Source organism: Bacillus sp. MN7755, assembly GCF_054771475.1.
In genome coordinates this window covers 72170-95834 of sequence record NZ_BTRL01000031.1, presented here as the reverse complement: position 1 = coordinate 95834, position 23665 = coordinate 72170, and the positions used below count along the sequence as shown (strand labels likewise).

Annotated in this window: 18 protein-coding genes and 5 pseudogenes; 9 read left to right on the top strand and 14 right to left on the bottom strand. The window is 35.2% G+C overall.

The features are described from left to right. Positions 1-6: 6 nt before the first annotated feature. Together ACYVEC_RS28800 and ACYVEC_RS28795 are read right to left on the bottom strand one after the other, a co-directional pair. The gene (locus tag ACYVEC_RS28800; protein ID WP_460509421.1) at positions 7-1179 is read right to left on the bottom strand and encodes an FtsK/SpoIIIE domain-containing protein; all 1173 of its coding nucleotides are present in this window, start codon (positions 1177-1179) and stop codon (positions 7-9) included. Between the two features lie 15 nt (positions 1180-1194). Then, on the bottom strand, positions 1195-1515 hold the full coding sequence (locus ACYVEC_RS28795) for a hypothetical protein (RefSeq protein ID WP_063222631.1): 321 nt from the start codon (positions 1513-1515) through the stop codon (positions 1195-1197). Between the two features lie 264 nt (positions 1516-1779). Here ACYVEC_RS28795 and ACYVEC_RS28790 point away from each other — a divergent pair, with 264 nt between their 5' ends. From ACYVEC_RS28790 to ACYVEC_RS28765, 6 genes and pseudogenes are all read left to right on the top strand, one after another. Further along, entirely contained in the window at positions 1780-2001 is a 222-nt protein-coding gene (locus tag ACYVEC_RS28790; protein ID WP_000467339.1) for a helix-turn-helix domain-containing protein, read from the top strand. A 362-nt stretch (positions 2002-2363) separates the two neighbouring features. Beyond that, on the top strand, positions 2364-3599 hold the full coding sequence (locus tag ACYVEC_RS28785) for a Y-family DNA polymerase (protein WP_460509426.1): 1236 nt from the start codon (positions 2364-2366) through the stop codon (positions 3597-3599). Between the two features lie 786 nt (positions 3600-4385). Continuing rightward, a pseudogene (ltrA, locus tag ACYVEC_RS28780) lies at positions 4386-6374 on the top strand (group II intron reverse transcriptase/maturase). Positions 6375-6497: 123 nt separating this feature from the next. Beyond that, positions 6498-6839 (top strand): YolD-like family protein, encoded by a 342-nt coding sequence (locus ACYVEC_RS28775; protein WP_063223173.1) that lies wholly within the window; start codon positions 6498-6500, stop codon positions 6837-6839. A gap of 48 nt (positions 6840-6887) precedes the next feature. Beyond that, positions 6888-7262, top strand: a complete 375-nt coding sequence (locus tag ACYVEC_RS28770; RefSeq protein ID WP_063223174.1) for a hypothetical protein — start codon at positions 6888-6890, stop codon at positions 7260-7262. 130 nt (positions 7263-7392) lie between these two features. Beyond that, positions 7393-7509, top strand: a pseudogene (locus tag ACYVEC_RS28765) (integrase); the annotation flags it as partial. Here the strand turns inward: ACYVEC_RS28765 and ACYVEC_RS28760 are convergent. From ACYVEC_RS28760 to ACYVEC_RS28750, 3 genes are all read right to left on the bottom strand, one after another. Then, the gene (locus tag ACYVEC_RS28760; protein WP_063223175.1) at positions 7506-7886 is read right to left on the bottom strand and encodes an SgcJ/EcaC family oxidoreductase; all 381 of its coding nucleotides are present in this window, start codon (positions 7884-7886) and stop codon (positions 7506-7508) included. The pseudogene ACYVEC_RS28765 and the gene ACYVEC_RS28760 overlap by 4 nt on opposite strands. A 303-nt stretch (positions 7887-8189) precedes the next feature. Next, on the bottom strand, positions 8190-8408 hold the full coding sequence (locus ACYVEC_RS28755) for a hypothetical protein (RefSeq protein ID WP_063223176.1): 219 nt from the start codon (positions 8406-8408) through the stop codon (positions 8190-8192). 987 nt (positions 8409-9395) lie between these two features. Then, positions 9396-10277 carry a LysR family transcriptional regulator gene (locus ACYVEC_RS28750; protein WP_063223177.1) on the bottom strand — a complete coding sequence of 294 codons (882 nt, stop codon included), beginning with the start codon at positions 10275-10277 and terminating at the stop codon, positions 9396-9398. 243 nt (positions 10278-10520) lie between these two features. On the opposite strand from ACYVEC_RS28750, the gene ACYVEC_RS28745 reads away from it, so the two are divergent. Together ACYVEC_RS28745 and ACYVEC_RS28740 are read left to right on the top strand one after the other, a co-directional pair. Then, the gene (locus ACYVEC_RS28745) at positions 10521-10859 is read left to right on the top strand and encodes a VOC family protein (protein ID WP_000773069.1); all 339 of its coding nucleotides are present in this window, start codon (positions 10521-10523) and stop codon (positions 10857-10859) included. Positions 10860-11111: 252 nt separating this feature from the next. Next, the gene (locus ACYVEC_RS28740; protein ID WP_098556118.1) at positions 11112-12026 is read left to right on the top strand and encodes an NADP-dependent oxidoreductase; all 915 of its coding nucleotides are present in this window, start codon (positions 11112-11114) and stop codon (positions 12024-12026) included. 535 nt (positions 12027-12561) lie between these two features. Here the strand turns inward: ACYVEC_RS28740 and ACYVEC_RS28735 are convergent. The 4 genes and pseudogenes from ACYVEC_RS28735 to ACYVEC_RS28720 all read right to left on the bottom strand — a co-directional run bounded on the left by ACYVEC_RS28735 (position 12562) and on the right by ACYVEC_RS28720 (position 19638). Beyond that, entirely contained in the window at positions 12562-12978 is a 417-nt protein-coding gene (locus ACYVEC_RS28735; protein ID WP_063223179.1) for a VOC family protein, read from the bottom strand. A 200-nt stretch (positions 12979-13178) separates the two neighbouring features. After that, positions 13179-14708: a serine hydrolase gene (locus tag ACYVEC_RS28730; RefSeq protein ID WP_063223180.1), complete on the bottom strand. Its 1530-nt coding sequence runs from the start codon at positions 14706-14708 to the stop codon at positions 13179-13181. Between the two features lie 285 nt (positions 14709-14993). Continuing rightward, a pseudogene (locus tag ACYVEC_RS28725) lies at positions 14994-17713 on the bottom strand (putative bifunctional diguanylate cyclase/phosphodiesterase). Between the two features lie 692 nt (positions 17714-18405). Next, on the bottom strand, positions 18406-19638 hold the full coding sequence (locus ACYVEC_RS28720) for an N-acetylmuramoyl-L-alanine amidase (protein WP_063223182.1): 1233 nt from the start codon (positions 19636-19638) through the stop codon (positions 18406-18408). A 751-nt stretch (positions 19639-20389) separates the two neighbouring features. Between ACYVEC_RS28720 and ACYVEC_RS28715 the strand changes: the two genes are divergently transcribed. Continuing rightward, positions 20390-20803, top strand: a complete 414-nt coding sequence (locus ACYVEC_RS28715) for a hypothetical protein (RefSeq protein WP_063223183.1) — start codon at positions 20390-20392, stop codon at positions 20801-20803. 72 nt (positions 20804-20875) lie between these two features. Here ACYVEC_RS28715 and ACYVEC_RS28710 read toward each other — a convergent pair whose 3' ends face one another. From ACYVEC_RS28710 to ACYVEC_RS28690, 5 genes and pseudogenes are all read right to left on the bottom strand, one after another. Continuing rightward, complete coding sequence (locus tag ACYVEC_RS28710; protein ID WP_063223184.1) at positions 20876-21091, bottom strand: alpha/beta-type small acid-soluble spore protein; 216 nt, start codon at positions 21089-21091, stop codon at positions 20876-20878. 334 nt (positions 21092-21425) lie between these two features. Next, positions 21426-21632: pseudogene (locus tag ACYVEC_RS28705) on the bottom strand (IS6 family transposase); the annotation flags it as partial. A gap of 148 nt (positions 21633-21780) precedes the next feature. Continuing rightward, the gene (locus tag ACYVEC_RS28700; protein WP_063223185.1) at positions 21781-22566 is read right to left on the bottom strand and encodes a DUF817 domain-containing protein; all 786 of its coding nucleotides are present in this window, start codon (positions 22564-22566) and stop codon (positions 21781-21783) included. A 110-nt stretch (positions 22567-22676) separates the two neighbouring features. Beyond that, positions 22677-22895: a helix-turn-helix domain-containing protein gene (locus ACYVEC_RS28695; RefSeq protein ID WP_063223186.1), complete on the bottom strand. Its 219-nt coding sequence runs from the start codon at positions 22893-22895 to the stop codon at positions 22677-22679. Continuing rightward, positions 22879-23385, bottom strand: a pseudogene (locus tag ACYVEC_RS28690) (DUF2975 domain-containing protein). Before ACYVEC_RS28690 ends, ACYVEC_RS28695 begins: the two are co-directional and overlap by 17 nt. Positions 23386-23665 lie beyond the last annotated feature (280 nt).

Here is a 23665-nt window from a genome sequence, read left to right as displayed (position 1 = left end):
ATTCCTTTATCTCTGCTCTTCATCATCTAACACCCCAAATAACGGAATTTCTTCTTGCGATGAATTCTGGAGTATTTTCTCCTCTTTAGACGCGCGATATGGTTCAACAATTTGTTTCGCCTTACTTAATTCCAAATAAGGAGCTTGCACTTTCTTTAATCCATTTCGTTTTAAGATCATTTGGCCCGATTGCTCTAAATGCTCTGAACCAGGAGTACCCATGATATTACTATTAATTGCACTATCACATTTAAAGCCGATTCTTACGGTCATATTGAGCTTTAACTTACCATCTAACACTTTCGCATCCGGCCGCTGCATACTAAGCATAAGAAACACCCCAAGGGATCGGCCGACTGCTGAAATTTTTTCAATTGTAGCCATACACTCTTTTTCATCTTGGAGCATAGCCACTTCATCGATAGCAAGTAGAATATATGGTTTTTGATGATCTGGATTTAATTTGTTGTACGCATCAATATGATCAACCTCATATTCTTCCATAAGTTTTCTTCGCTCTCTAATTTCCTTCCACACCTTTTGAAGCATTATTCTCATTTCAATTTCTTCCATACAAACTTCTTTTACATGCTTCACTCTTCGTAAGAAATGAAATTCAGAGTTTTTTAAGTCTCCAAGATACAAATGCAACGCATCAGGAGACATATATTGGATGAGTGTAGATAGTACAACACGTACCATACTACTTTTCCCGCTTCCCGTTTCCCCCGCTATTAATAAGTGTGGTGTATTGGAATCAACCATATCATACGTAATCGTTTTTCCAAATTGATCCCGGCCAACCACAACAGGAAGACGGTACCCTTTTAATAAGGGCTGCCATTCTTTATAGCGGTACTTGTAAGGTTTTGTTCCAGCATCTGAATGGAAGACATGTAGTACAAACTTTTTCACATCCCCTTCAATGGTAATATTCCGTCCTAATATTTGCTGAAAACAAAACCATTTCTTTTCAATCTTCTGTGGATCTAATCCGTTTGGTATGGTGAAAACATACCTCACACTTTCTGCTGAAGAAGAAACATTGTGGACCTTGGGATAAATAGGCATTTTCCCCCCACGTGTTTGATGTTCCGTATATAAACCTGCTTTTCCGAATACCTCCATAAGCTGATTCCTTAGCCTTTGTGTACGAAGCCACTCCTTTATAATCCCCATTACTCCCTTCCCCCCTTAAAACATGATTACAATACGAACAAATATATATCCAATCAAGCAAACCCCACTAATTCGCGTGCCGTGATACAAAACTTCACTTACAAATTTAGCTGCTGATATATAGTCCTGTCGCACCAAATATTTTTCTAACATGACTGCTCCAATTAAAATCATTCCCATAACTCCTAATCCAATGTAAGTGTGTAATACCTGATCCGGCATATGAAGGAATGCGAAAGGACTTAATGAATTGTATTTACGAATGTTCTTTTCTTTATCTTTGTATGATCGATCCATAAACTCGCGAAAAGGAATTGTTTCTTTCCTAGAACGCATTTAAATCTCCCCTTTATAAACAGAATGAACAAACTAGATGAAATATAGGGTTTATAAGCTTATTACCTTGATAGCATTACTTTGCTAGTTAACGTGGTAGGTACTTTACTAGTCCAAAGGCTAGTTGATTTGGTATCTACTTTGATAACGACCTTGATACATCATATTGTGAAAGGCTTGTACATTATTAACACTTTTGTTTAAAAAAAATGAGCCTTGGCAAAGATAGAATTATACAAGTATAAAAGAATGGGAGTGTAAAAGGTGTTCGGATTAGGAAAACCTTTATCAAAGTTTGGAAAATTTCTTAAGAGGAATGAAATTACTCAAACAGAATTAAAAGAATGGAGCGGAGTAAACCAAAATACAATTAGCCGCATTACACGATCTAATGAGAATAGGCCATCATTAGGTAATGGCCAAAAGATAATTAGAGCTTTAAAAAGAAAAGGATACCGTGTAGACTTTGAAGATTTTTGGATGTAAGAATCAGCTCGATAAATCGGGCTGATTCTTTTTTGAGAAATTTATCATCCTTTTTGACTTTTTAACACGGATTAAATTCAATACTAACCGGAAGAAAATCAAATTCCATGCAGAGGTAAACAAGCCAAAGTTTAACCTTAAACAAAAACACTGGTTAATGTTACTGTGGGTGTTCGAAATTACTACGATGATATCTCGTATCCTCTTTTAAGAAAAAGCTAACTAATTAAGTCTAACTTCTTATTTTTTTACAAAAAAAAAACTCTTTATAAAAGAACATATATTCGTATATAATAAGAACAAACGTTCTAATTATATAAGGAGGCGTAAAGGTGTATGACTACTCAATTTTGCCAAATTGAATTATTTTATGTGTAGATCTTCGTAGCTTTTATGCAAGCGTGTCCTGTATCAAGATGGGCTTAGACCCACTGCATACTAAATTAGCTGTAGTAGGAGATGTGAACAGGAGTGGCTCCATTGTTTTGGCTGCAACACCACCATTAAAAGCACTAGGCGTTAAGAAAATGGCAAAGTTGTATGAAATACCACGGCGTAAAGACATTCTTGTTGTAAACCCAATTATGGGAACTTATATCAAATGCTCAAATTACATAACAAAATTAGCTTTACAATACGTTCCAATTGAGGATTTTCACCAATACAGCATCGATGAATTCTTTATGGATATTACAAATAGTATCCATCTTTTTGCGAATGAGCCTTATGAATTTGCGCTGAAATTCAAACGTGAAGTATATGAGAAAACAAGAATTGAATGCACGATTGGGATTGGACCTAACCCTTTAATGAGCAAGATCGCTTTAGATGTGGAAGCGAAGAAGACAAAAGACTGCGTCGCGTATTGGAAATACGAAGATGTCCCCATAAAATTATGGCCGATACGACCACTTAGTAAGTTTTGGGGAATTTCGAGTAAAACAGAAGTTAAGTTAAATCGAAAAGGAATACATTCAATTGGAGACTTAGCGCAATACCCACTCAAATACTTAAAACAAAGTTTTGGAGTTATTGGTGAAGAATTACATTTACATAGCAACGGCATTGATTTTAGCCGTATTGCAGAAAAATACATACCAGCAACAACTTCTATTGGTAAAAGTCAAATACTCATGCGTGATTACACAATAGAGGAATTCCCAATTATTCTACTGGAACATATCGAGGAAGTTTGTTATCGAATGCGAAGGCAAAATAAACTAGCTCAAACTATCCATTTTTCTATTGGTTACAGCAAAAATTACGCTGGTGGTTTCAGAAAAACTCACACTATGAACCGACCAACCAATTTAACAATGGATATTTATAAGATTTGTACATACTTTTTACATGAGTTTTATACTGGGGAACCCATTAGAACCATCAATGTTTCTTTAACTAACTTAATCAATGAAGGCGAAGAACAAATCTCACTATTCGATAATGTAATACAACGAGAAAAAGAAATACAACTAACTAAAGTAATGAACGAAATACGCACTAAATTTGGAAAGAACAGCATATTACGAGGAATTTCTTATACAAATAGTGCAACAGCAAGATATAGAAACACATTATTAGGAGGACACAAATCGTGAGTGCGAGACGTTATCGACTAAGTAAAAACGTTGGTATTACAACGTTTTTAGCGACAAACGATGACTGTTCTTTAAAGAAATAAGCCAAGGCTACAAGAACAGGATAACTGTTCAGACAAGTGAGAGGAATGAAGGAGTAACGACCTGAAACTCTCCCAGTGAGATTCCCGACAGCATACGTTAGGCATAGCGTGATGTTGGAAGCAGGGTAAAACATGCAATCATTATCCGAAGTACCCTACAGGATAACCGAAAGCCATTCGGAATAATAAACCAAATGGAACTGATAAAGTATTGTATGCTGTCAGCCGACATGGTGAGAATGTGTAAACACTGACGAACTTGCGAATGTACGCCTCGATATTGTGACGGGTTAGAAATGACTCGGAGTCTGAAAATAAGACTTGTCTAATGGATTGGAATAATTCATGTTGTAACAATCCTAACGTTGTTATAGGCAACGGAGCTAGGCACGGGGTATAGCAAGCACCTAAACCGGAGGTCATATGACCTTTAAAACAATGATAGTCTGAACGGAACGTCGAAAGCTACTAACGTTGAGAGAAATCTCTATCGGCGGATATAGTTGAATGCGAAACGGATAACCGAGTGAAGTATTCTCAATAGTAGTGAGAGTAGTGGCACGACCCGAGAAGGTTCTGTAATGGAACTGGAGGAACAGCCACAAGCCTACATTGGAGGAACTGAATTTCCATCTAATCTTGCATGGATTCTGGTAAGACTCAAAAGGTCCCCAAAAATCAATATAAGAGTAGGTGATAGACCATGAATGGCAAATCTAAGCCCACGCTAAAGGATAAGAAACTTAGACACAATGAATACTACGGTATTCAAACTGTCCTAGACGGCTTATACCAAAAAGCAACCAAAGGAAATTCTTTCAATAAACTGATGCCTACTATCACATCAGACGAAAATATACTCCTCGCTTTTCGTAACATAAAAGGAAATAAAGGGAGTAAAACATCTGCCTGTGACAACATAAACATCAAGGATATTGAAAGAATGAATCAGAGCTATTTCTTGAATGAAGTTAAAAGACGCTTTCAAAACTACCAACCACAAAAGGTAAGACGAAAGGAAATTCCTAAGCCCAACGGAAAAACAAGACCTCTGCTCTGGGAATACCAAGTATGTGGGATAGAATTATCCAACAATGTATTCTTCAAGTTTTGGAGCCTATTTGCGAAGCGCAATTTTGTAATAGAAGTTATAGATTCCGTCCGAACCGAAGTGCAGAACATGCCATAGCAGATAGTACAAAAAAGGTAAACCAACAAAACCTTACTTATGTGGTAGACGTGGATATTAAAGGATTTTTCGACGAAGTAAATCACGCCAAACTCATGCGTCAAATATGGACAATGGGTATACGGGACAAACAATTACTCTTCATTATCCGAAAAATATTGAAAGCACCAGTAAAAATGCCTGACGGTACAACAATGTTTCCGACGAAGGGAACTCCGCAAGGAGGTATCCTCAGCCCTCTGCTCGCCAATGTTAATCTTAATGAATTTGACTGGTGGGTTAGTAAACAATGGGAAACATTCAAAGCCCAAAAGGTAAAGCCTAGATACAAAGATGGAATCTGGAGTAACGACAACGTAACATACGTCCTATCCAAAACATCAAAAATGAAACCAATGTACATCGTAAGATACGCAGATGACTTCAAAATCTTCACAAACACACGAAGTAATGCAGAGAAAATATTCGAAGCATGCCGAATGTGGCTAGAAGAACGATTGAAACTGCCTATCTCAACCGAGAAATCCAAAGTTACCAATCTGAAAAAGCAAGAGAGTGAATTCTTAGGTTTCTCTCTCAAAGCTACAAAGAAAGGAAAACGGAAAAACGGGAACACACGATACATTGCAGAAACACATGTATCACTAAAGGCACTGGAAAAGACGAAGCAAGATTTAGCAAAACAAGTGAAAAAAAATACAGAAAACCCCGAACTCTATTGAAGCAATCAAAGGAATTAATTTATACAACAGCATTGTCATTGGCAAGCATAACTATTACAGAATAGCAACGCATGTCAGCATAGACCTCGATAAAATGGGTTTAGAACTCGACTGCATGATGTATAACCGTTTCCCTAAGGCAATAAGAAGAGGAAAAAGCAACACTAATGGATACACGAATATAGGAAAATATGAAGGAAAAGACAAAGGTATAAAACCCTATCTAAAGTCAAAAAGGATGAGGTATCTCATGAGACGTCCTATCCTACCAATCGCCTATATTCAACACAAAAGTCCGTTGATGAAAAAGCAGGCCATTAACAAGTACACCGTAGAAGGACGAGCCTTGATACACAAAAACTTGGCAGACATAACCGAAACAGAACTTAAATGGCTAAGAGAAAATCCAGTCATAAATGGGCAGACAACCGTTGAATACAATGACAATCGAATCTCTCTTTACGTAGCTCAAAAAGGTAAATGTAGTGTGACAGGCGAGAAACTCCTGCCCTGGGATATCCATTGTCACCATAAGCGATTATGGAGTGAAACAAAGGATGACAGCTACAAAAACCTTACCATCATCAAACCAAGTGTTCATAGACTAATACACGCAACCAAGGAAAAAGTCATAAATCAACTACTCAATGAACTTAAACTCACTGAGGAACAGCTAGACAAACTTAACAAATTGCGAAAGCTAGTCAAAAACGAGGAAATCTGTATTGAATCACAAACTGAAGTGGGATTAAATCATGAACAACTAGCGTTGTTTGCTTAGAATTTATCATTATTAGATGGAAAGAACACTACAATATAGGTGGACCGCGGTATGCCGTGAAAGTGGCACGTACCGTGCGGATCGGGGGAAAAGTTAGAGATAACTTCAAAAACTTACCTATCGATATACAACGCTAATATGCCAAAGGGAAGAGGAATGATGAAATGGACGCCATTCGCTGCGATGCCTGAACAGTTTGCTGGTATCCGTGAAATCATTAAAGAAAAAAATAAAATAGCACGTCCAATATTAACATCAGAAGAAAAAGAACTGATTGAAAACTTATTATTATGCTCATTACTTTCCGAAGAGGAAATACTGATTACATATTATGAAGACGGTTATATACTCTCTAGTTATATGACTGTTGTTGATATTGATCCGCTAAATACCGCTGTCATATGTACCGATGCTTTTTATAAAAAGATGACACTACAATTTTCGAATATACTAGACGTAAAATAGAATAGATTTAAATGATCACGTTTGGATTGTTATAAAGGAGTGTATGAAATGCAAGAGAATCAGATAAGAAAGAATACAGTAAGAAAAGTTATTCATAATGATATAAATAACTATCCCTACCTAAATATACCTATGATCATTAATGAAAAAAACGGAATGATTTACGAGGTTTTAAGTGTTGGTTTTCATAATAATGATGCAGCAGCAATAATCACAACGGATGGCTTTGCTACTACTAGAGTAAATACACCGATTGTATCAGTAAACAACAATGATGGTAGCATTCAACTATACCGCTTACCTTTAGAACTGGAATATTGGGTACTTTCTTGTATGCGTGCTGCTTCAACAGGGAAAAATCCATTTCCATGTAAAGTTTCTTTTGGAATCATTGATACTAAATTTCATGTGGAATTCAAGTGAAAAAGGAGCAATATTTTTTGCTCCTTTTTATTTTTAAGGAGATGCTATTCGTCCTTGTGAATAATCTAATTTAATTCATATAACTTTGAATGGATAACTTCTACATCGACATCAAATTTTCCAAGTGTCAAAAGATATCGCTATGTTGCAAGAAATACTCAATCACAGCACACCACAAATCACATTGACTTACATTGGAATCAACAAAGAAGAAAAAGATAACGTTCTAGATATATTTTGTATTTAATTATGGACAAATGTATTCTGTCCAGCAGCGACCTGCCACGTTCCGAGTTCTTTGACCATCACATAAATGGCAAGACTGCCTTGCCCGTTTTCTATTATTGTCCCTTCAGAAGTTGTCGGGTATTGCCTAATATGTGTAACAGCTACACCCGAACGCACAAAGTTAATGCTTTCAACTGTATAGGAAGCATATGAGTTGCGAAGTGGTCCTGCCAAGATAATCTTGTGTACTTCATTGATTTGCTTCCAACCTGATAGCCGTTCACCAAGCACATTTACCCATGTAGCGTCTGAAGTAAAGTGACGATCTAATTCATCCGTATCATGTTGATTAAATGCAACCTCAATCTCAGTAATCGTTTGTTGAATGGCTTCAATTTCTTCCTACTGATTCTCTTTTAAACCGTGAACTTTAGACTTGTTAGACATATTCGTTTCTCTTCCTATGTTAGTTTGATATCTATAGTTTATTCAAGTAAAGTTTTAATAACATCCAACAATAGTAGTATCTTTCTAAAGGGGAATTCATACCACGGTAGGATGGTAAGAATTCTCCTTGTATATTATATACATGTCATGTTTACATAACTTCACTTATCAGTAGTCCATGTATTTAAAAATCTCAAAAAGTCCCTTCAGATCTTCTGAAGAGACTTTTTATTCATAAAACTATTAGAAAAGTTACTTAAAAGATTTTTTCCAATTTGAATAATAATAAATGAACTGAATTAATAAAGTTATTACTGCAATGCCAGTAAAGGTTACAAAATAAGTTAATCCCAAATCTAATAAATATATTACTATTAGCGTGTTAACTACAAGAGGAATTGATGCTAAAACATTATAAAAACGTTTTTTATAAAAAAGATGATCTTTTTCATTAATATAATTATCGACCATAAAAATCCTCCTTTTTCTTTTCTGAACTTCATGTATATTCACATTAATGCAACTCCTAAATTTTACCACATCGTGAGGTGTTATTAACATAATTATCGTTAGCAAGAAAAAGACTAATTCCTTTTCATATATTCAAAAATTATATTTAGTTACAATATGAACTTCATTTTATTATAGTTAATTGATCCTAAATATAAATATACGTCTTTCGTAAGAATCCGCCATTCTTCACTATTTACCTATACTTATTTTTTACTAATTTATTATGATGTAGATATTTATTTAAAATTATTTATACGAAATAAATAAAATGGATTTTTTAGGAAGAAAAAATGATATATCATTCTGTTTTCTTAATTCACATAATTTTCAAAATTAAAATCTATGGATGTTAATATTTGTTATATAATATACTTGTCAAAGCATTACCCCTGTAAGATAGTTTATTTCACCTTTTGTACATTATCTAAAAAAGAACTTGTAGTGATTTCTGCAAGTTTTTTTGTCTTTCTGGTTCTGGTGCAAAAATTCCATGAGATTTATTTAGTAACAGTCTCTGAGAGAACTTCCATATTAAAAAATGCGATATCAAGGAGTAAAGACTTCTATTAGTTTTTGCTCCTTTTTTAAAATTTGGAAATAACTTATATGGTAAAATTTGATCATTTTCTGCCTGTGTTACTCCACAATCGCGCCCTTTAATGGAAGATCGTTTAATAAGTTTCTGAGATATACGTCTGCTATGTTATTGCAAAAAAGTCCCAGTATGTTAAAAGCATTATTTCACTTCTTATTAATAATCTTCAAATTTATTAACTACTAGTTAGAGGCTACTAGTAAATCTATGTAAGAAGAGGTGTGATAAAGTATGAATCCATCATTAGCCTGAAAGTTAAGAAAGGAGACAGTCAAGTTCAACCTTTTACCTTCGGTTCCTAATATTTAGAGCTTTAGGCTGATAAAGTTCGAATCTAAACTAAAGGTTAATTACTTCCTTAATTCAGTAAAGCTCTGGACAAAAAACTCCCGAAATTTACGTTCCGCCACGGACATATAGCGCCCTTCAAGCCATGCGATTTGATAGGTACGCTGACAAATAGGATTATCAATATGCACTAAATGAAATGACGTCTCTATTTTTTCTATTAAGGTTTCCGGCATAAAAGCAATACCAATTCCCATACGGATGAAATAACTTACTGCAGAATGTTCGTCAACTTCACATATAATATTCGGAGTAAATCCTGCTTTTTGACAAAATTCATCCGTCATTTCTCGGAATGGATTCCCTTGCTTTATACAAATAAAAGGATCATTAGCCACTTCTCTCAAGTCTATGTTGCTCCGATTAACAAATCGATGTGTATGAGGAACAGCTAGTAAGATTTTTTCAGTGAGAAAAGACAATCCCTCTATCCCCGTCTGCTCAATAGGAGGGAAAGTGATACAAAAATCGATATCTCCATTTCGGAGCTGTTGCACCTTTTCCCTCTCTGAAGCTTGAGTGATTTGAAGTTTGATATCAGGGTGTAAGGATATAAAAGTACCTATTACATCAGAAAAGCATTTATGAGTTGTTGTTGCTAAAGAAACACGCGCTCTTTCCATTCCCGCAAGATCTTCAACTTCTCTTCTGCCCTCTTCAAGCAACATGAGTGCCTTTTCTACTTTCTTTAGATACGCTTTTCCAAATGAGTTGAGTCGAATCCTCCTTCCTTGGCGATCAAATAATGGTACACCCAAATCCTCTTCCAACCTAGCGATGGTTTTGCTGAGAGCAGGCTGCGCGATGCGAAGCTCTTGCGCAGCCTGCGTCATATGCTCCAACTTAGCGACTTTTAGAAAATAATGCAGTTGCAGTAGTTCCACGTTCCTCACTCCTTTGTTCATATACTCGAGTATATAAAGAGATATATTAAAATGTCTTTTTATTTATTAATAATCAATTATAGAATAAAACATGTAAGCACTAAAAGCTTTCAAAGATTTTAAAGGATTATACTGTTTTGATTATGAGTATTTTTTCTTAACTACTTCCCATTTTGGGAGGGCATTTTTAAAAAGTGAATATAGGGATGAAGGTATTATACCTATAGAGAGGAAGTGGAACCTTTGAAACTAAACCATATCAATCTAACGGTCACTGACGTTAACGCTGCTCGAAAGTTCTTAGAGAAATATTTCAACCTACAAACTAAGAGCACGCATGGCGATTCATTCGCTGTACTATTAGACGAAGATGGATTATTGCTCGCTTTAATGAAAGGTACTCAGGTCAGTTATCCGAAGTCATTTCATATCGGTTTTTCACAGGAGAGCGAAGAACGGGTGAACGAGATCTATCAACACTTGAAGAATGATGGATTTGATGTAAAACCGCCAAAAAGGGCCCATCGCTGGACATTCTATGTTAAGGCCCCGGGTGGATTTACCATCGAGGTTCTTAGTTGAATGAAGACATTCAATGATCGTTCAGTAGCAGAACATGTCAATTCGTAATCCTGAGATTACATTTTAAAATAATGTAAAGGGATGATTATCTATGAATAAAGATCAGACGATTCGATCAATTAATCTTTTCAAACAAGAAAAAGAGATTTTAAATTTCGCCTGTCTGGGTGGTAAAAAGTTTAATTACCTAATTCATGCTCAATTCCGCTCCACCATAAGCTGGAACCCCTACCCTTTAAGGAGGGATATAGCATGAAAGCCGCTGCAATTTCTACTTCTGGTCCTCCAAATGTTTTGAAAGTAATGGAATTTGATAACCCTCATGCTGGTGCAGGGCAAGTTCGGGTCCGGGTTAAGGCTGCTGGAATCCAGCCGTTCGATTTGGCGGTGCGTAGCAGTGGCTGGGCACCACCCGGTTTGGCGGTGCGGTATCCACAGATTCTCGGTAACGAATTCGCAGGAATTATTGATCAAGTCGGGGATAAAGTTACAGACTTCTCTATCGGCGATGAAGTACTTGGATGGGCTTTACTGGCCTGCTATGCAGAATATGTGGTGGTTAGTGTTGACCAGATTGTGCATAAGCCACAGAGTATGCCTTGGGAGGAGGCTGGTGCAATAACAGCTTCTGGTCAAACCGCTCACACCGCATTACAGGAACTTGGTGTTGACAAGGGAGACACCATATTGATTCACGCTGCAGCTGGTGGAGTTGGTACATTCGCTGTACAACTGGCCCAGACATGGGGAGCAACTGTCATCGGTACGGCCAGTGAACGCAACCATGATTACCTTCGATCACTGGGTGCGATCCCTGTCACTTATGGAGACGGCCTTGCTGATAGAGTTCGTGCTCTAGCACCGGATGGCGTGGACGTAGCCTTTGATGCCGCTGGGGACGATGCTCTGCGCGCATCGTTGGAGCTTGTCGAAAACAAAGACCGAATCGGCACAATTGTTGCTTTCGACCTTGTAGAGGAACTTGGTGTTCGCCCTATACGCAGCCAAAGGTCTGTGGATCGGCTTGCTCAGCTGGTAGAACTTTACTCCAAAGGGAAATTGCACATCCACATCAGGAAGTCATTTCCGCTACACCAAGCCGCAGACGCACATCGAGAGATCGAAAGTGGCCACGGCCGAGGAAAAGTGGTTCTTACAATTGGCTAAAGCGTACTACGGAAATGGATTTGGGGAATTTACGAAGAGGCTTCTCCCACTATTTGGTAGAAGCCTCTTTTTATTACTTTTTAATTTAATTCTTTTCTTATTCCCAATATCATCCTTACACTTTCTATACGTTTAATCTCCTTTTGGTTTATAACCTTCAGCTGTAAAATGACAATAACGTTATTTAATTTCAATATCTAAAACACGTATAACCCCGTTCTGACTTTAAGAAGGGGTTAAAATAAAGTCTTTTAATTTTTGATGTGAAATACTTTACTACACTTAAAAATGCAACAATAAAGTTGTTTAAATCTAAGTGTTATTGTACAAACGTGCTCTATTCTAAAATAGTCCTTTACTATTACCTCGTGAAACCCTTTTCACTTTTCTTGTTCTTTTCGTCTCCAGAGTAGTAGCAGAATTTCGAACAATTGAGGTAAGCATCACATAACTCGAGACAGCTGCAACTGCATATCTGCATAAATAATCGCTATCCTCCACAGTGCAACTTACCAAGCCTCGGTGAACTGTGAAGTTACGTTTTTCTAGTCGAACCCAGAACCTCTAAATAATGCTGATTGTACATAATCCCTAAGATGTTCCCAAAGGGATCGACCACGGAAGCAGTAATAAAACCCTCGCCACGCTCTGTGGGTGCCTCGTATTCTTTCGCTCCCATAGACAGCAGATTTTTGAAAGTTGCTGTTACATTATCGACGTGCCAGTACACTACAGCACCGGCCGGTCCGGTCGCTGGACCATCGGGCGCATAGCGGCTATCAATCAGCCCCAGCTCGTGCTGGTAATCGCCAAGACGAAACTCGATATATCCTGGACGTTCGAAGTAAGGTTCGATGCCCAACAGTTCGGCGTACCACTTCTTTGCTGCTGCTAGATCATCCGTCCAAAAACTGACTGTGGTTAATCCTCGTAATGTCTGTGTGTCACTCATATTCGATTTCCTCCTTAATGTTGAGTAGTACGTCCCGATGCTATACTAAATAACAGCTTCTGAATTAACTTCGATTTACTTATGAATATTCCTTTCTATTATTCAAGAAAATGTCCCTTTAACCGAATAATATGACTGACATTTTTAAACACCTTTATTGTAAATGTAACAATTTTATTTGTAATTAAACAATTGTATTATTACTTAACATCAGCTTTTAACGTTTTATTTGTGCTACTTCGTTTTTTTGGAAAGAATCCAGTAATCAATAACGCTATTATCCATGCCATTATGAGCATTATATTTATTCTATTGCTTACACTTAAACTTAAAGTACTCCACATGTAGGTGCGACAAAACAAGTACAGAGCAATATTAAAAAGTAGAAGCGTTCTAACTCCAACTCTGATGTAAGGCTTTTTCTCGTGCTTCAAAATGAAAGTTCTTTTCCCTTTGTTCAAACTAATTACAAATAGTAGCAAGTATATACCAAGTGTTGCCCCAATAACAACGGATATAATAGCATTGATTTTTCTTTGCTCTTTGAAGGCGAAGTAACTTTCAGGGAACTTCCCAGTCTCGTATTTTATCCATTCGTGGTAAATATCCTGCCTTAAGTCTTTACCATTCTCACCATTCGTGAGAATGATTAATCCATCCTTTGTATTCGGAATGTAGCCATAAAAGGAATGCCACCCTCGATTATCACCAGAATGATACATCATTTTCCATTGATTAGATAACTGAATCTCAAATATACCTAAACCATTCTCGCCTAATACCGGATTTTGCATTTCCTCCACACGTTCACTTTTGATAACACCATACCCCTTACCTTTATGATCATTAGTGTCCATACTTGCAAGTATGAAAGTCATCATATCCGTAACATTTGTTTTGAGACCTGCAGCAGCCTGTTCTGTATATTGATAATTCGGTATTTCCTGTCCAAAGTATCCATACGCCTTCGAAAGATTAGAATTCTCCAAATTTTGTCGGAATGAGCTAGATTTCATCCCTAATGGTTTCATAATTTGTTCCTCCATGTAACGGTCAAAGGGTTTCCCAGTCACCTCTTCAATAACAAGCTGTAAAATCGTATAGCCAATTCCAGAGTATATCGCTTCTGAACCAGGTTTCTTAATTATTTCAACCGGATCATTATGCCATCCTTTCCCAGACAGTGATTCTTTAATAGAATCAAGTTGTTCTCCAGGTATCACTCCTAAATACCCTTTATGTGTGGGTAATCCTGCCGTATGGCTTAGTAATCTTCTTATCGTGACTTCATTATTATCGAACTTCGAATTTGGTAATTTCCATTTGTTTAAATACTTGTCAACCGGATCATCTAATGATAAAAGTCCTTCGTCTGCAAGATGTAGAACTCCCCAAGCAGTAAGACTTTTGGACACCGAACCCGCCTGAAATAAAGTATTATCATTCACTTCTTTTCTCTTCTCTTTATCTGCATAACCATAATTAAGTGTATAAGCAATACGCCCATTATTTACAACTCCTATTGCAACCCCTGGTACATCATAGTTCTCCTGCCATTTAGGTACTTGCTTATCCATCTTTTTCTTAAAGTTTTCTATGCTCCTATCAGCCAATATGTTCGATTCTGCCCTTGCTACTTTCGTGGAAGTCAATTCACTCATAATGAATATGAAAATAAATATGCATACAACATTTTTAAGAAAACTAGATGTTCTTTTACTTTCCTTCATCCATCCCACTCCTTTTTTCAGAATTTTCTATCCGCTAACCAGGTTATCTTATTCAAACATCCAATTCTATCGATTTCTATTACATAACCTTACAAATTCGTAATAAACATCAACATCACTAATCGCTTTCCATCATCAGTAGATAGTAGTACTTATTTTTGCGGAGCATTATGACCATTAAAAATAAAAATAGAAGCCGGTCTCAATTAAGAGAACTGGCTTCTATTTGGGTAAAACTTCTTTTCACTTTACTTCACACATATACAGAGTCTTCACTTATTTATTCTACATCGTGCTTACATACTTGATAAATTCATCTTCATTTACAGGTTTACTGTAGTAATAGCTCTGAATTAGATGGCATGCATTATTTTGTAATACTTCTAATTGTTCTTTCGTTTCTACCCCTTCTGCTATCACTTTCATGCTTAAAGTATGAGCCAGTGAAATAATGGTATGAATAATTTCATTTCCATCAGTAGAATTTTCAATCCTATTAACAAATTCTCTTGGAATTTTTAAGGTATCAATTGGATACAAAGGAAGATATGCTAATGAAGAATATCCTGTACCAAAATCATCAATTGATAAATGTACGCCATATAATTTTAATGCTTTTAACTTCGCTAACGTTTCTTTTTCATCTACCATTGCTATCCGCTCCGTTAATTCTAAATCGATCGAACTAGCAGGTACCCCTACTTCTTCTATGGTAGATATGATTGTTTGAACAAAGTTCTTCTGTTCAAACTCGATAGCTGATAAATTTATCCCCATTTTTAGATTTGCATAGCCCGCAGAATGCCACTTTTTTAATTGTTGACACGCTTCCTGTAACGTCCATTTTCCAATTGGAATAATTTGCGAAGTTTCTTCCGCAATAGGTATGAACTCAAAAGGTGAAATAACTCCCAGCTCTGGATGTTGCCAACGAATTAAAGCCTCTGCACCAATAACCTTACTGGTCTTACTATCAACTTGTGGTTGATATAGTAAAAACAACTCATTATTTTTTAATGCATTTGGTAAATCTTGTTCTAATTTTAATCGTCTTGTTATTTTTTTGGATAATGTCTCGTCATACATGCAAACAGCATTATTACCTTCTTTCTTAGCACTATACATAGCAATATCAGCATGCTGTAAAAGTGTAGTGGTATTTATTCCTCCAAACGGATATACTCCTATTCCTATACTAAGGGATAAGTAAAAACTATGTTGATTTACTACAAATGGTTCTTCAGTTATACGAAATAGAGTTTCACACAAATCCAATAGCTGTTGCTCTGTATGGTTATGGACTATAATTGCAAACTCATCTCCCCCTATTCTCGCTAGAGTTATAGCCGGTGATAGACATGCCCTAAGACGTTTGGCAATTTCTTTTAAAACACTGTCACCAATTGAATGTCCAAGTGTATCATTAATCGTCTTAAAACGATTTAAGTCTATATATAAGAGTCCAAATTCAACCTGATTTTATATGCACGCTTAATGGATTTTTCTAATTCTTGCTGGAAGAATATTCGATTTCCAATCTCCGTCACTGTATCATGGAATGCTAGATAGTTTATCTCATCCTGCTGTTTCCTCATTTTCGTAATGTCTTTTACCATTACATAACTCCCAAAAGTTTGTCCTTCTATCATAATAGGAACAATGGTGACATACCAAAAATGTATGTCCTTCTCATTATTATTTTTCACACGTAACTGTAGCGAAGCCGAACTACATCGTTTACCTTGCTTTAGAGCTGCTTCCAACTCAGATTTATCTTCATCTAAAAAAATAGAGACGCATTCTTTACCTATTAATTCAGCACTGCTTTTTCCTAATATCATACTTCCAGCCTGGTTTATATTTAATACGATGCCATTTGGATCAATCGTTAAAATAGGATCTGGATGATACTCATATAAAGACTTAAATCTCTCTTGATTTTTGACCAAATCATTAGATTTGGTGATTAAATCAGCAGTTCTTTGAGATACTTTTTGTTCTAGTTGAGTATTAAACACTTTTAACGTTTCGGTTAAATCTCTGTTTTGCATTCGTACGATAGTATGACGAATCAGCACAAATACAAATGCAATACAATTTCCAGTAATCAGTGTAGATGAAGAAGTTTGCTCCTTAAAAGTAAAACCAATTAAGATTACAACTGCAAGATAAGGAAATATGACAAGAAGTTTCTTTCCAAATGTCGGATTGATAATGAAATAATTCCTTCTAGAAGATGCATTTTTTGGTATAGTAGCAGCAATGGCGATGAAGAAAAGGAAAACCCTATAAAAACATCTTAATAATGTGACTATACGGTCTGATAAATCATCTTGTAAGTAAAAATACAAGTAGTCCGTAATAGCCAATCCAGTTAATACTAGGATAAAAATATATAATTTACTTTTTGCATTAAAAATAGCTGGTCGAAAGATAAGGCTAATACCAAGTAAGAGAAGCAATAAATCTATAATCGGAAAAATAAATGAAAGAAAAAAATCTCCGACTGATAAGAATAAGATGTTTGCAGAAGGTTCATTAAATAGGTACCACTCTAGTGTAAAAATAGCAGTAACAACAATACATAAATCACAAAGTAAATAAGCTTTTTCCCACTTGTTACATTCCATAAAGATTTTATAAAAGAACGCAAAGAGAAAGAAGAATAAGAAAAACAACAAAAACACATCAGATATATTAAAATTTTGTATTGGTAATTCTACATTAAGTACTTGAAAAGCGGATATAAAATTCCCTATCAAGAAACAACCTACTGCAATTGTAATGCAAACCCAGAAGACTCCAAATTTAATTTTTCTGGATAATATAGAGTAAAGTAATGAGATAAATACAGTAGTTTCAACAACTAAGGATGATAGTCGGATATTAATATCAGATACAAAATAATGATTCGGAAAAACAAATAAAAATATAAAGCAAAAGCTTATATAGAATATTAGAGCTATTGTTAATAAGATAAATTGAAAATGTGAATGTTTGAGCAATATATTCACCTTCTTAAGTATTTCTTCATTTTTTATTAAATTTGTTTCAAATTATTATTCATATTATGACCATTTCAAAAGATTTCTTTCAAAATAAAGGTAACAAGTTGATTGAATTAATTGTATACTGCCTATATGAATCATATAGCTTAACTATTTTTAAATTGAAATTTTACGCAAAGATGATGGATGTAAGTGTGCCTCTATCTATTTTTTATAATCTTGAACAAGGACAAGAAAATCTAAACTATGTAGACATGAGAGTACTTACAAAATTTCTAATAGTAACTATATATAGATTTTTGTTCATAACTTTCCATAGTATTCATTAAGGACGCTAACTAAAACACCGACTTATTTATAATTCTTAATAAGTCGGCGCTAGTATACACTATAAAACTAAAAAAACATTTCAGATAACAAATCTACACTTTAGTAATTTATTGCTTCCACAATTTTAACGAATTCCCCGAAAGAATCCTCCTTCCTCAAGCGTGTGAAGGGCGTAATCCAACAGTAGGTGGGAGCTGATTTTCGATTTGGCATATACAAGTTCAATGTGCAAATATCATTTTAGTGGTTTTCTCCGGTTAGCTTGGTAAACATAAATGGCTAGTGAAATCATTTATCCCCATTTATAGTTTCCTCTATAAATTGCTTATTCCTAGAATTACTAAATTTCCTTTTACTAATTACAACCTATATTCAGATACATTATTTCCTTTCCATTCATAATAATCTAAAATCCCTTCATAAATAGCTTCTGCGGCAATTTGTCTGCCGTTTGCCGTAGATAATTTACTGTAATCGATACCATTATCTATAAAAGCAAGCTCCGTTAACACAGCTGGCATATCATTTTCTCTTATAACGTGAAGATCTCCATGTTTAACACCCCTATCACGTGTTTGAAGAGCATCCACTAAACGTTTTTGAATTTTTTCCGCTAAAACATGACTTTCTTCCACATGAGGATTTGTTTTTTCGAATTCAGAAGATTTATAGTAGTATGTTTCTGTTCCTTTTGCATTACCATTAAAAGCATTTGCATGAATGCTGATAAAGATATCACCCTGATTTTGCTTAGCAAATTTAACACGTTCCTGTAAAGAACTTTTTTGATCATGCCCTGGTCTAGTATCAGACTCACGAGTTAGTAAGACTGTAAATGGTGAATGTTTTTCGAGCAATTGTTGTAAGCGTAAGGAAGTGTCTAATACGATTTTACTTTCAGGCAATCCCTTTGTAGGCTTTCCAGGATCTGCACCACCATGTCCAGGATCAATAATTATTGTTTTATTTTCTAAAGGGTTTTTCGGACTATGTTGAAGCATATCTGTTTTTGCAGTTAGTTGTGCGGCTTCAGCACGTGTTATGAATCTATTTGGTTGCCAACCGTTATCTGTCCCAACTGAAATTTTCAAATCAATTAAAGTATTTGCGAACTTTTCACCCCAATGTCCTTTTAAATCTTCAAATTTACTTTGTCCATTGCTAGTGTTTATATTTTGTAGTTTATATGCATTCACTAGCATGGTAGCCATAGCAGCACGAGTAACTTTTCCAGAAGGATTGAATACTCCATTTCCTTCACCTTTAACTATCCCCGCTTTTTCAGCAGCAGCAATATAAGAGGTTGCCCAATGATTTTGAGAATCTTTAAAAGAAGGTTTTGCATTTGTATCAACTTGTATACCTAGGGCTTTTGTCATAATTGTTGCCGCAGAAGCTCTATCTAATGTATCGCTTGAACCAAAAGTTCCATCTGGATAACCACTTAATACTTTTTTATCAACTAAATAATTAACGGATTTGTCAGCCCATGCAGGAACATCTGGGAATTTGTGAGTATTTGCAAATACACTAGATGAGTAGGATAGTAGACTTCCAGCAAGAATTCCTGTAGCAATTAATTTGTATTTCAAAATTTAACACCTCTAAAAAATTATTACACGTAGGTAAATATATCATTTATAGCTAAGCTTATAAGTAATACGACCTAGCTTAAAGAATAAATTAGATTTTTTATCACTATATTACATATAAATAATATTTAATTAATTTAAACTATTATTTCGAAAAAAATCCACAGACATACACTTATAGTAAGAGACTATTCGATATATTTACCAACGTTGTGTAACCAGTATAGTTACTTATATACACGAGTGTCAATTAAAAAAAACTTACATTTCTGTAAGATAACCAAGTTAATAATATAGTAAGTAATTATTAACAAAAAACCGCCCCTTTCTTTATTATACAACCCGTCCAATAACAACCACTCTGCATCTCAACTATTATTTCGAAAGCGCGATTCTTGTCTTCTTCAAAGATCAATACCGTGACCTTTTCTTCTTTGCTGTCTATAAGATTAATCTACAAAAAACACAGATATAGTCTCAATTTCCCGGTAAAATTTTGATATGATACTATTTGCTAAATAATATCTTTGGAGAAGATGAGATGCGATAAAATAATGAATGTTCATATATAAGAGAACGAGCAAATAACTCATTTACTAATTAGATTACCTTATATCGGTATTTGATGTATGCAAAATTACATATCAATCTCTATTGAAAACCATTATCGTTGTAACTATAATAGTTTCAGGTGTTGGTATTTTCATTTCTTTTTCAAATTTCACAACATATTAAAGGAGGAATTAGCATTATGAAAAAAGTTATTTTAGCAGGGGCACTAGGGATTGGAGTACTGTCAGGTATGAATTTACTAGGGGCAGAAGCACCAAAAGCGAGTGCAGCAACTACGAATTTAGAAATTCAAGAAGTTACAAAATATTACTCTATGAGTTCTTATGAAGTCTCTCAAAAGGAATCATTTAATCTAAAAAAAGGAGAAGAACTTACAGTCTTTGCACAAAATTCAGGGTTCCCAATTTCTTATACGGTCTTTGATGCAGATAACCAAGTAATTGGCACATATAATGCTAATTCACCATATGGTCGCGTATTCAAAGCACAAAAAAACGGTAATATTTCTGTACAATTTCAAGCAGGTGCAAATTCTTCTTACATGAAGAAGATGAATTTCACAGCTAAATTTGCTGTTTCTAAACTTAACTAACAATAAAAATTTAATTATTCTCTTTAAAAAAATTAAAAAGGTATATCCTTTCAATAGGATATACCTTTAACTTTAGTGAATTTTATATTGACCTGATAATTGTTCTTGCGCCATACGAACTAAGCGTTTTGTAATTTCTCCACCTACTGAACCATTTGCTCTTGCTGTTGAATCTGGTCCAAGTGTAACCCCAAACTCCTGAGCAATTTCATGTTTCATTTGCTCAATAGCACTTGCTGCAGCTGCTATTAACATCTCGTTTGAATTATTATTTTCACGAATTTGCATTTCTTACACACCTCCATTTATTTTGGTAATATCATGCTCTTTTTCCAGTAAAATATACAAAAAATATTCCTTTATCCTTATAATTTATTGGCCTCTCTAAAACATTCTGTCCCCTATTGTACGTTTTTATTTCTCAACAAAATCAACTGAATATTCAACTTATTTTAGTTTCATTCTCAATACAGCTCTGATAAGATATGAAACATAACGAAATATCCCTTATTTGACACCTGTACCTCCCCGTACAGGTTTTTTTATTCTATTTTAGATTTAGCAGATACCTCTCATTTTCTATCATGATGACAAACACAACACTTTTCTTATTCCTTTTAAATTATGTGATTGTTAATAAATTATTTAATTCATCATCCGTAGAAAAACCGAAATCTAAGTTCAGATTTCGGTTTCTTTTAAATAGGTCATGAACGGCTTCAATGCCTTTCAAGGTTCGGAAATCATAACGAAAATTTTAAAATCCTGCAGATTTAACAGGACATCGCCTTAACTGTCTATGATCTTGTTCTATAAGATTGTTCAAATAAGCTCGAAAATTAATTTGAGCAAAATGAGATAGACATTTTTGATATTGAACGTGAGTCTATACTGTAATAACATGCTGAACACTCTAAGCAAAAGAGTATATTGTATCTACAAATCATAACTCTCATTAAATAGTAAATTCAAATAAATTAGGCACGTGGAAAACCACCTTTTGTTACCTCTCCTTTGACCTGCTTTAACGTCGCTACTATAAGAAAGCTAACAATCACTAATAAGAGCCATGAACTCACCTTCCCTAGATGAACGAGACTCCATGTATCGGTTTGGTTTGGGTATTGCCAAGCTCCAAAGAACGTTGCGATATTTTCGGCTATCCATATAAAAAATCCGATGAGCACAAAAGAAAGCGCGAGTGGCATACGGTAACGAGTTCCATTAACCTCGTATGTGACCCATGATTGCCAAAAAACAATAATTACAAGTCCAGATAACCACCAACGAACATCAATCCAATAATGGTGAGTGAAAAAATTCAAATAAATTGCAAATGCAAGAGGTACAACTATCAAAAATGGTGGCCACTTAACCAGTTCAACCTTTAATCTTCTCCACGCCTGACAAAGAAAGCTCGCCACACTTGCATACATGAATCCGCTATACAAAGGCACTCCAAAAATTTTGAAATATCCTTCCTCTGGATAAGACCAGGATCCCATATGTACCTTAAAAAGTTCAAGAGCAAGTCCAATAAGGTGGAACAATGTGATAACCTTTAGTTCATCAAGTGTTTCCAGCCCCGAGCTCACCATCCACCACTGCATCAGAAGACAGATGATAAGTAGCCAGTCATAACGTGGCAGGAAGGGAAGTGGCAGGAATTTTGTAAAAGCCAAAGAAGCAAAAATAACGAGAGGAAACAAACATGATAAGGCCTGCTCCCAACCAAAACGTACGAGTTGTTTTAGTGCTCTCATGATTTATGCCCCCATTTTCGAATGGTTAAATTCATAAGTAACTCCCCTTTTATAAAATCACTGAAAAAGAAATCTTTCTTTTCCTTTTAATGCTAAATGTCCCCACTTCATTAATCTTGGGTGTCTTCATCAATTCGATATTCTAAAATATCTCCGGGTTGACATTCTAATGCTTTGCAAATTACCTCTAAAGTTGATAGCCTAATAGCTTTTGCCTTTCCATTTTTCAATATAGAGAGGTTAGCCATAGTAATTCCCCCCTCCGAAAGCTCCGTTACGCTCATTTTTCGTTTTGCTAACATCACATCAATATTAATAATAATTGTCATATCCTCCACCACAGACCGTCAAATCATTTTCTGATTTTATGTTAATCGCTTCATGTAGAAGCCGTTGGAGGATAGTAGCAAAAACGGCGATAACCAACGAAGCAAAAATGATGAGGAGTCCCATTAATGCAATAGGAAGGTCAACTTTCTTCGCTATAAAATGAAAACGTGGCAAATTTAATACATACAAACCACTGATTGTAATCGCATAGCACTTTATGTTCTTTAACACTTTTATAGATAATTGCAAGAACGTTGTGTTCTCGTCAATGTAACGTAAAAGATTGAAAGCCTGATAGAGAGCAAAGTAAAAAGGTATAGCCGGTCCATACTTCACCATGAAAACGAGATATTTCATTGGAGCAATATTTGGATACAATTTTGCTGCGAAATTCAACATATTGGGGCACTAATAATATACATAAGTCAAGAATTGTTAGTCCTATAAAAAAACAGCTATCTTTAAAAAGAGCGTTGATACTCGTTTCATAAAAGCACCTCACTTAATTAGTGTGAATTTGATTTTAACACCATATTTATTGTTTATCAATAAATAATTATTTTTTTAAATTATATTTTTATTGATATGAGAATGTCTTTTAATTTCAGACAAAGAGAAAAAGCCTTTCTCATTACAAAAGAAGGCTCTCTCTTTCAACTATTTTCTTTTTCTTCCCTTAACAACAATTAAGACGCTAAGCCGATCACGGCAGCGTCTTAAATAGTAAATTTATTCGCAACTAATTTACAATCACATTTACTTGTTTTTT

Bases quoted from the DNA above. Each gene is read 5' to 3' on its own strand.
- ACYVEC_RS28800 (WP_460509421.1), bottom strand. From the start codon at position 1,179: ATGGGGATTATAAAGGAGTGGCTTCGTACACAAAGGCTAAGGAATCAG.
- ACYVEC_RS28795 (WP_063222631.1), bottom strand. From the start codon at position 1,515: ATGCGTTCTAGGAAAGAAACAATTCCTTTTCGCGAGTTTATGGATCGA.
- ACYVEC_RS28770 (WP_063223174.1), top strand. From the start codon at position 6,888: ATGCAAGAGAATCAGATAAGAAAGAATACAGTAAGAAAAGTTATTCAT.
- ACYVEC_RS28755 (WP_063223176.1), bottom strand. From the start codon at position 8,408: ATGGTCGATAATTATATTAATGAAAAAGATCATCTTTTTTATAAAAAA.
- ACYVEC_RS28740 (WP_098556118.1), top strand. From the start codon at position 11,112: ATGAAAGCCGCTGCAATTTCTACTTCTGGTCCTCCAAATGTTTTGAAA.
- ACYVEC_RS28735 (WP_063223179.1), bottom strand. From the start codon at position 12,978: ATGAGTGACACACAGACATTACGAGGATTAACCACAGTCAGTTTTTGG.
- ACYVEC_RS28730 (WP_063223180.1), bottom strand. From the start codon at position 14,708: ATGAAGGAAAGTAAAAGAACATCTAGTTTTCTTAAAAATGTTGTATGC.
- ACYVEC_RS28715 (WP_063223183.1), top strand. From the start codon at position 20,390: ATGAAAAAAGTTATTTTAGCAGGGGCACTAGGGATTGGAGTACTGTCA.
- ACYVEC_RS28710 (WP_063223184.1), bottom strand. From the start codon at position 21,091: ATGCAAATTCGTGAAAATAATAATTCAAACGAGATGTTAATAGCAGCT.
- ACYVEC_RS28700 (WP_063223185.1), bottom strand. From the start codon at position 22,566: ATGAGAGCACTAAAACAACTCGTACGTTTTGGTTGGGAGCAGGCCTTA.
- ACYVEC_RS28695 (WP_063223186.1), bottom strand. From the start codon at position 22,895: ATGACAATTATTATTAATATTGATGTGATGTTAGCAAAACGAAAAATG.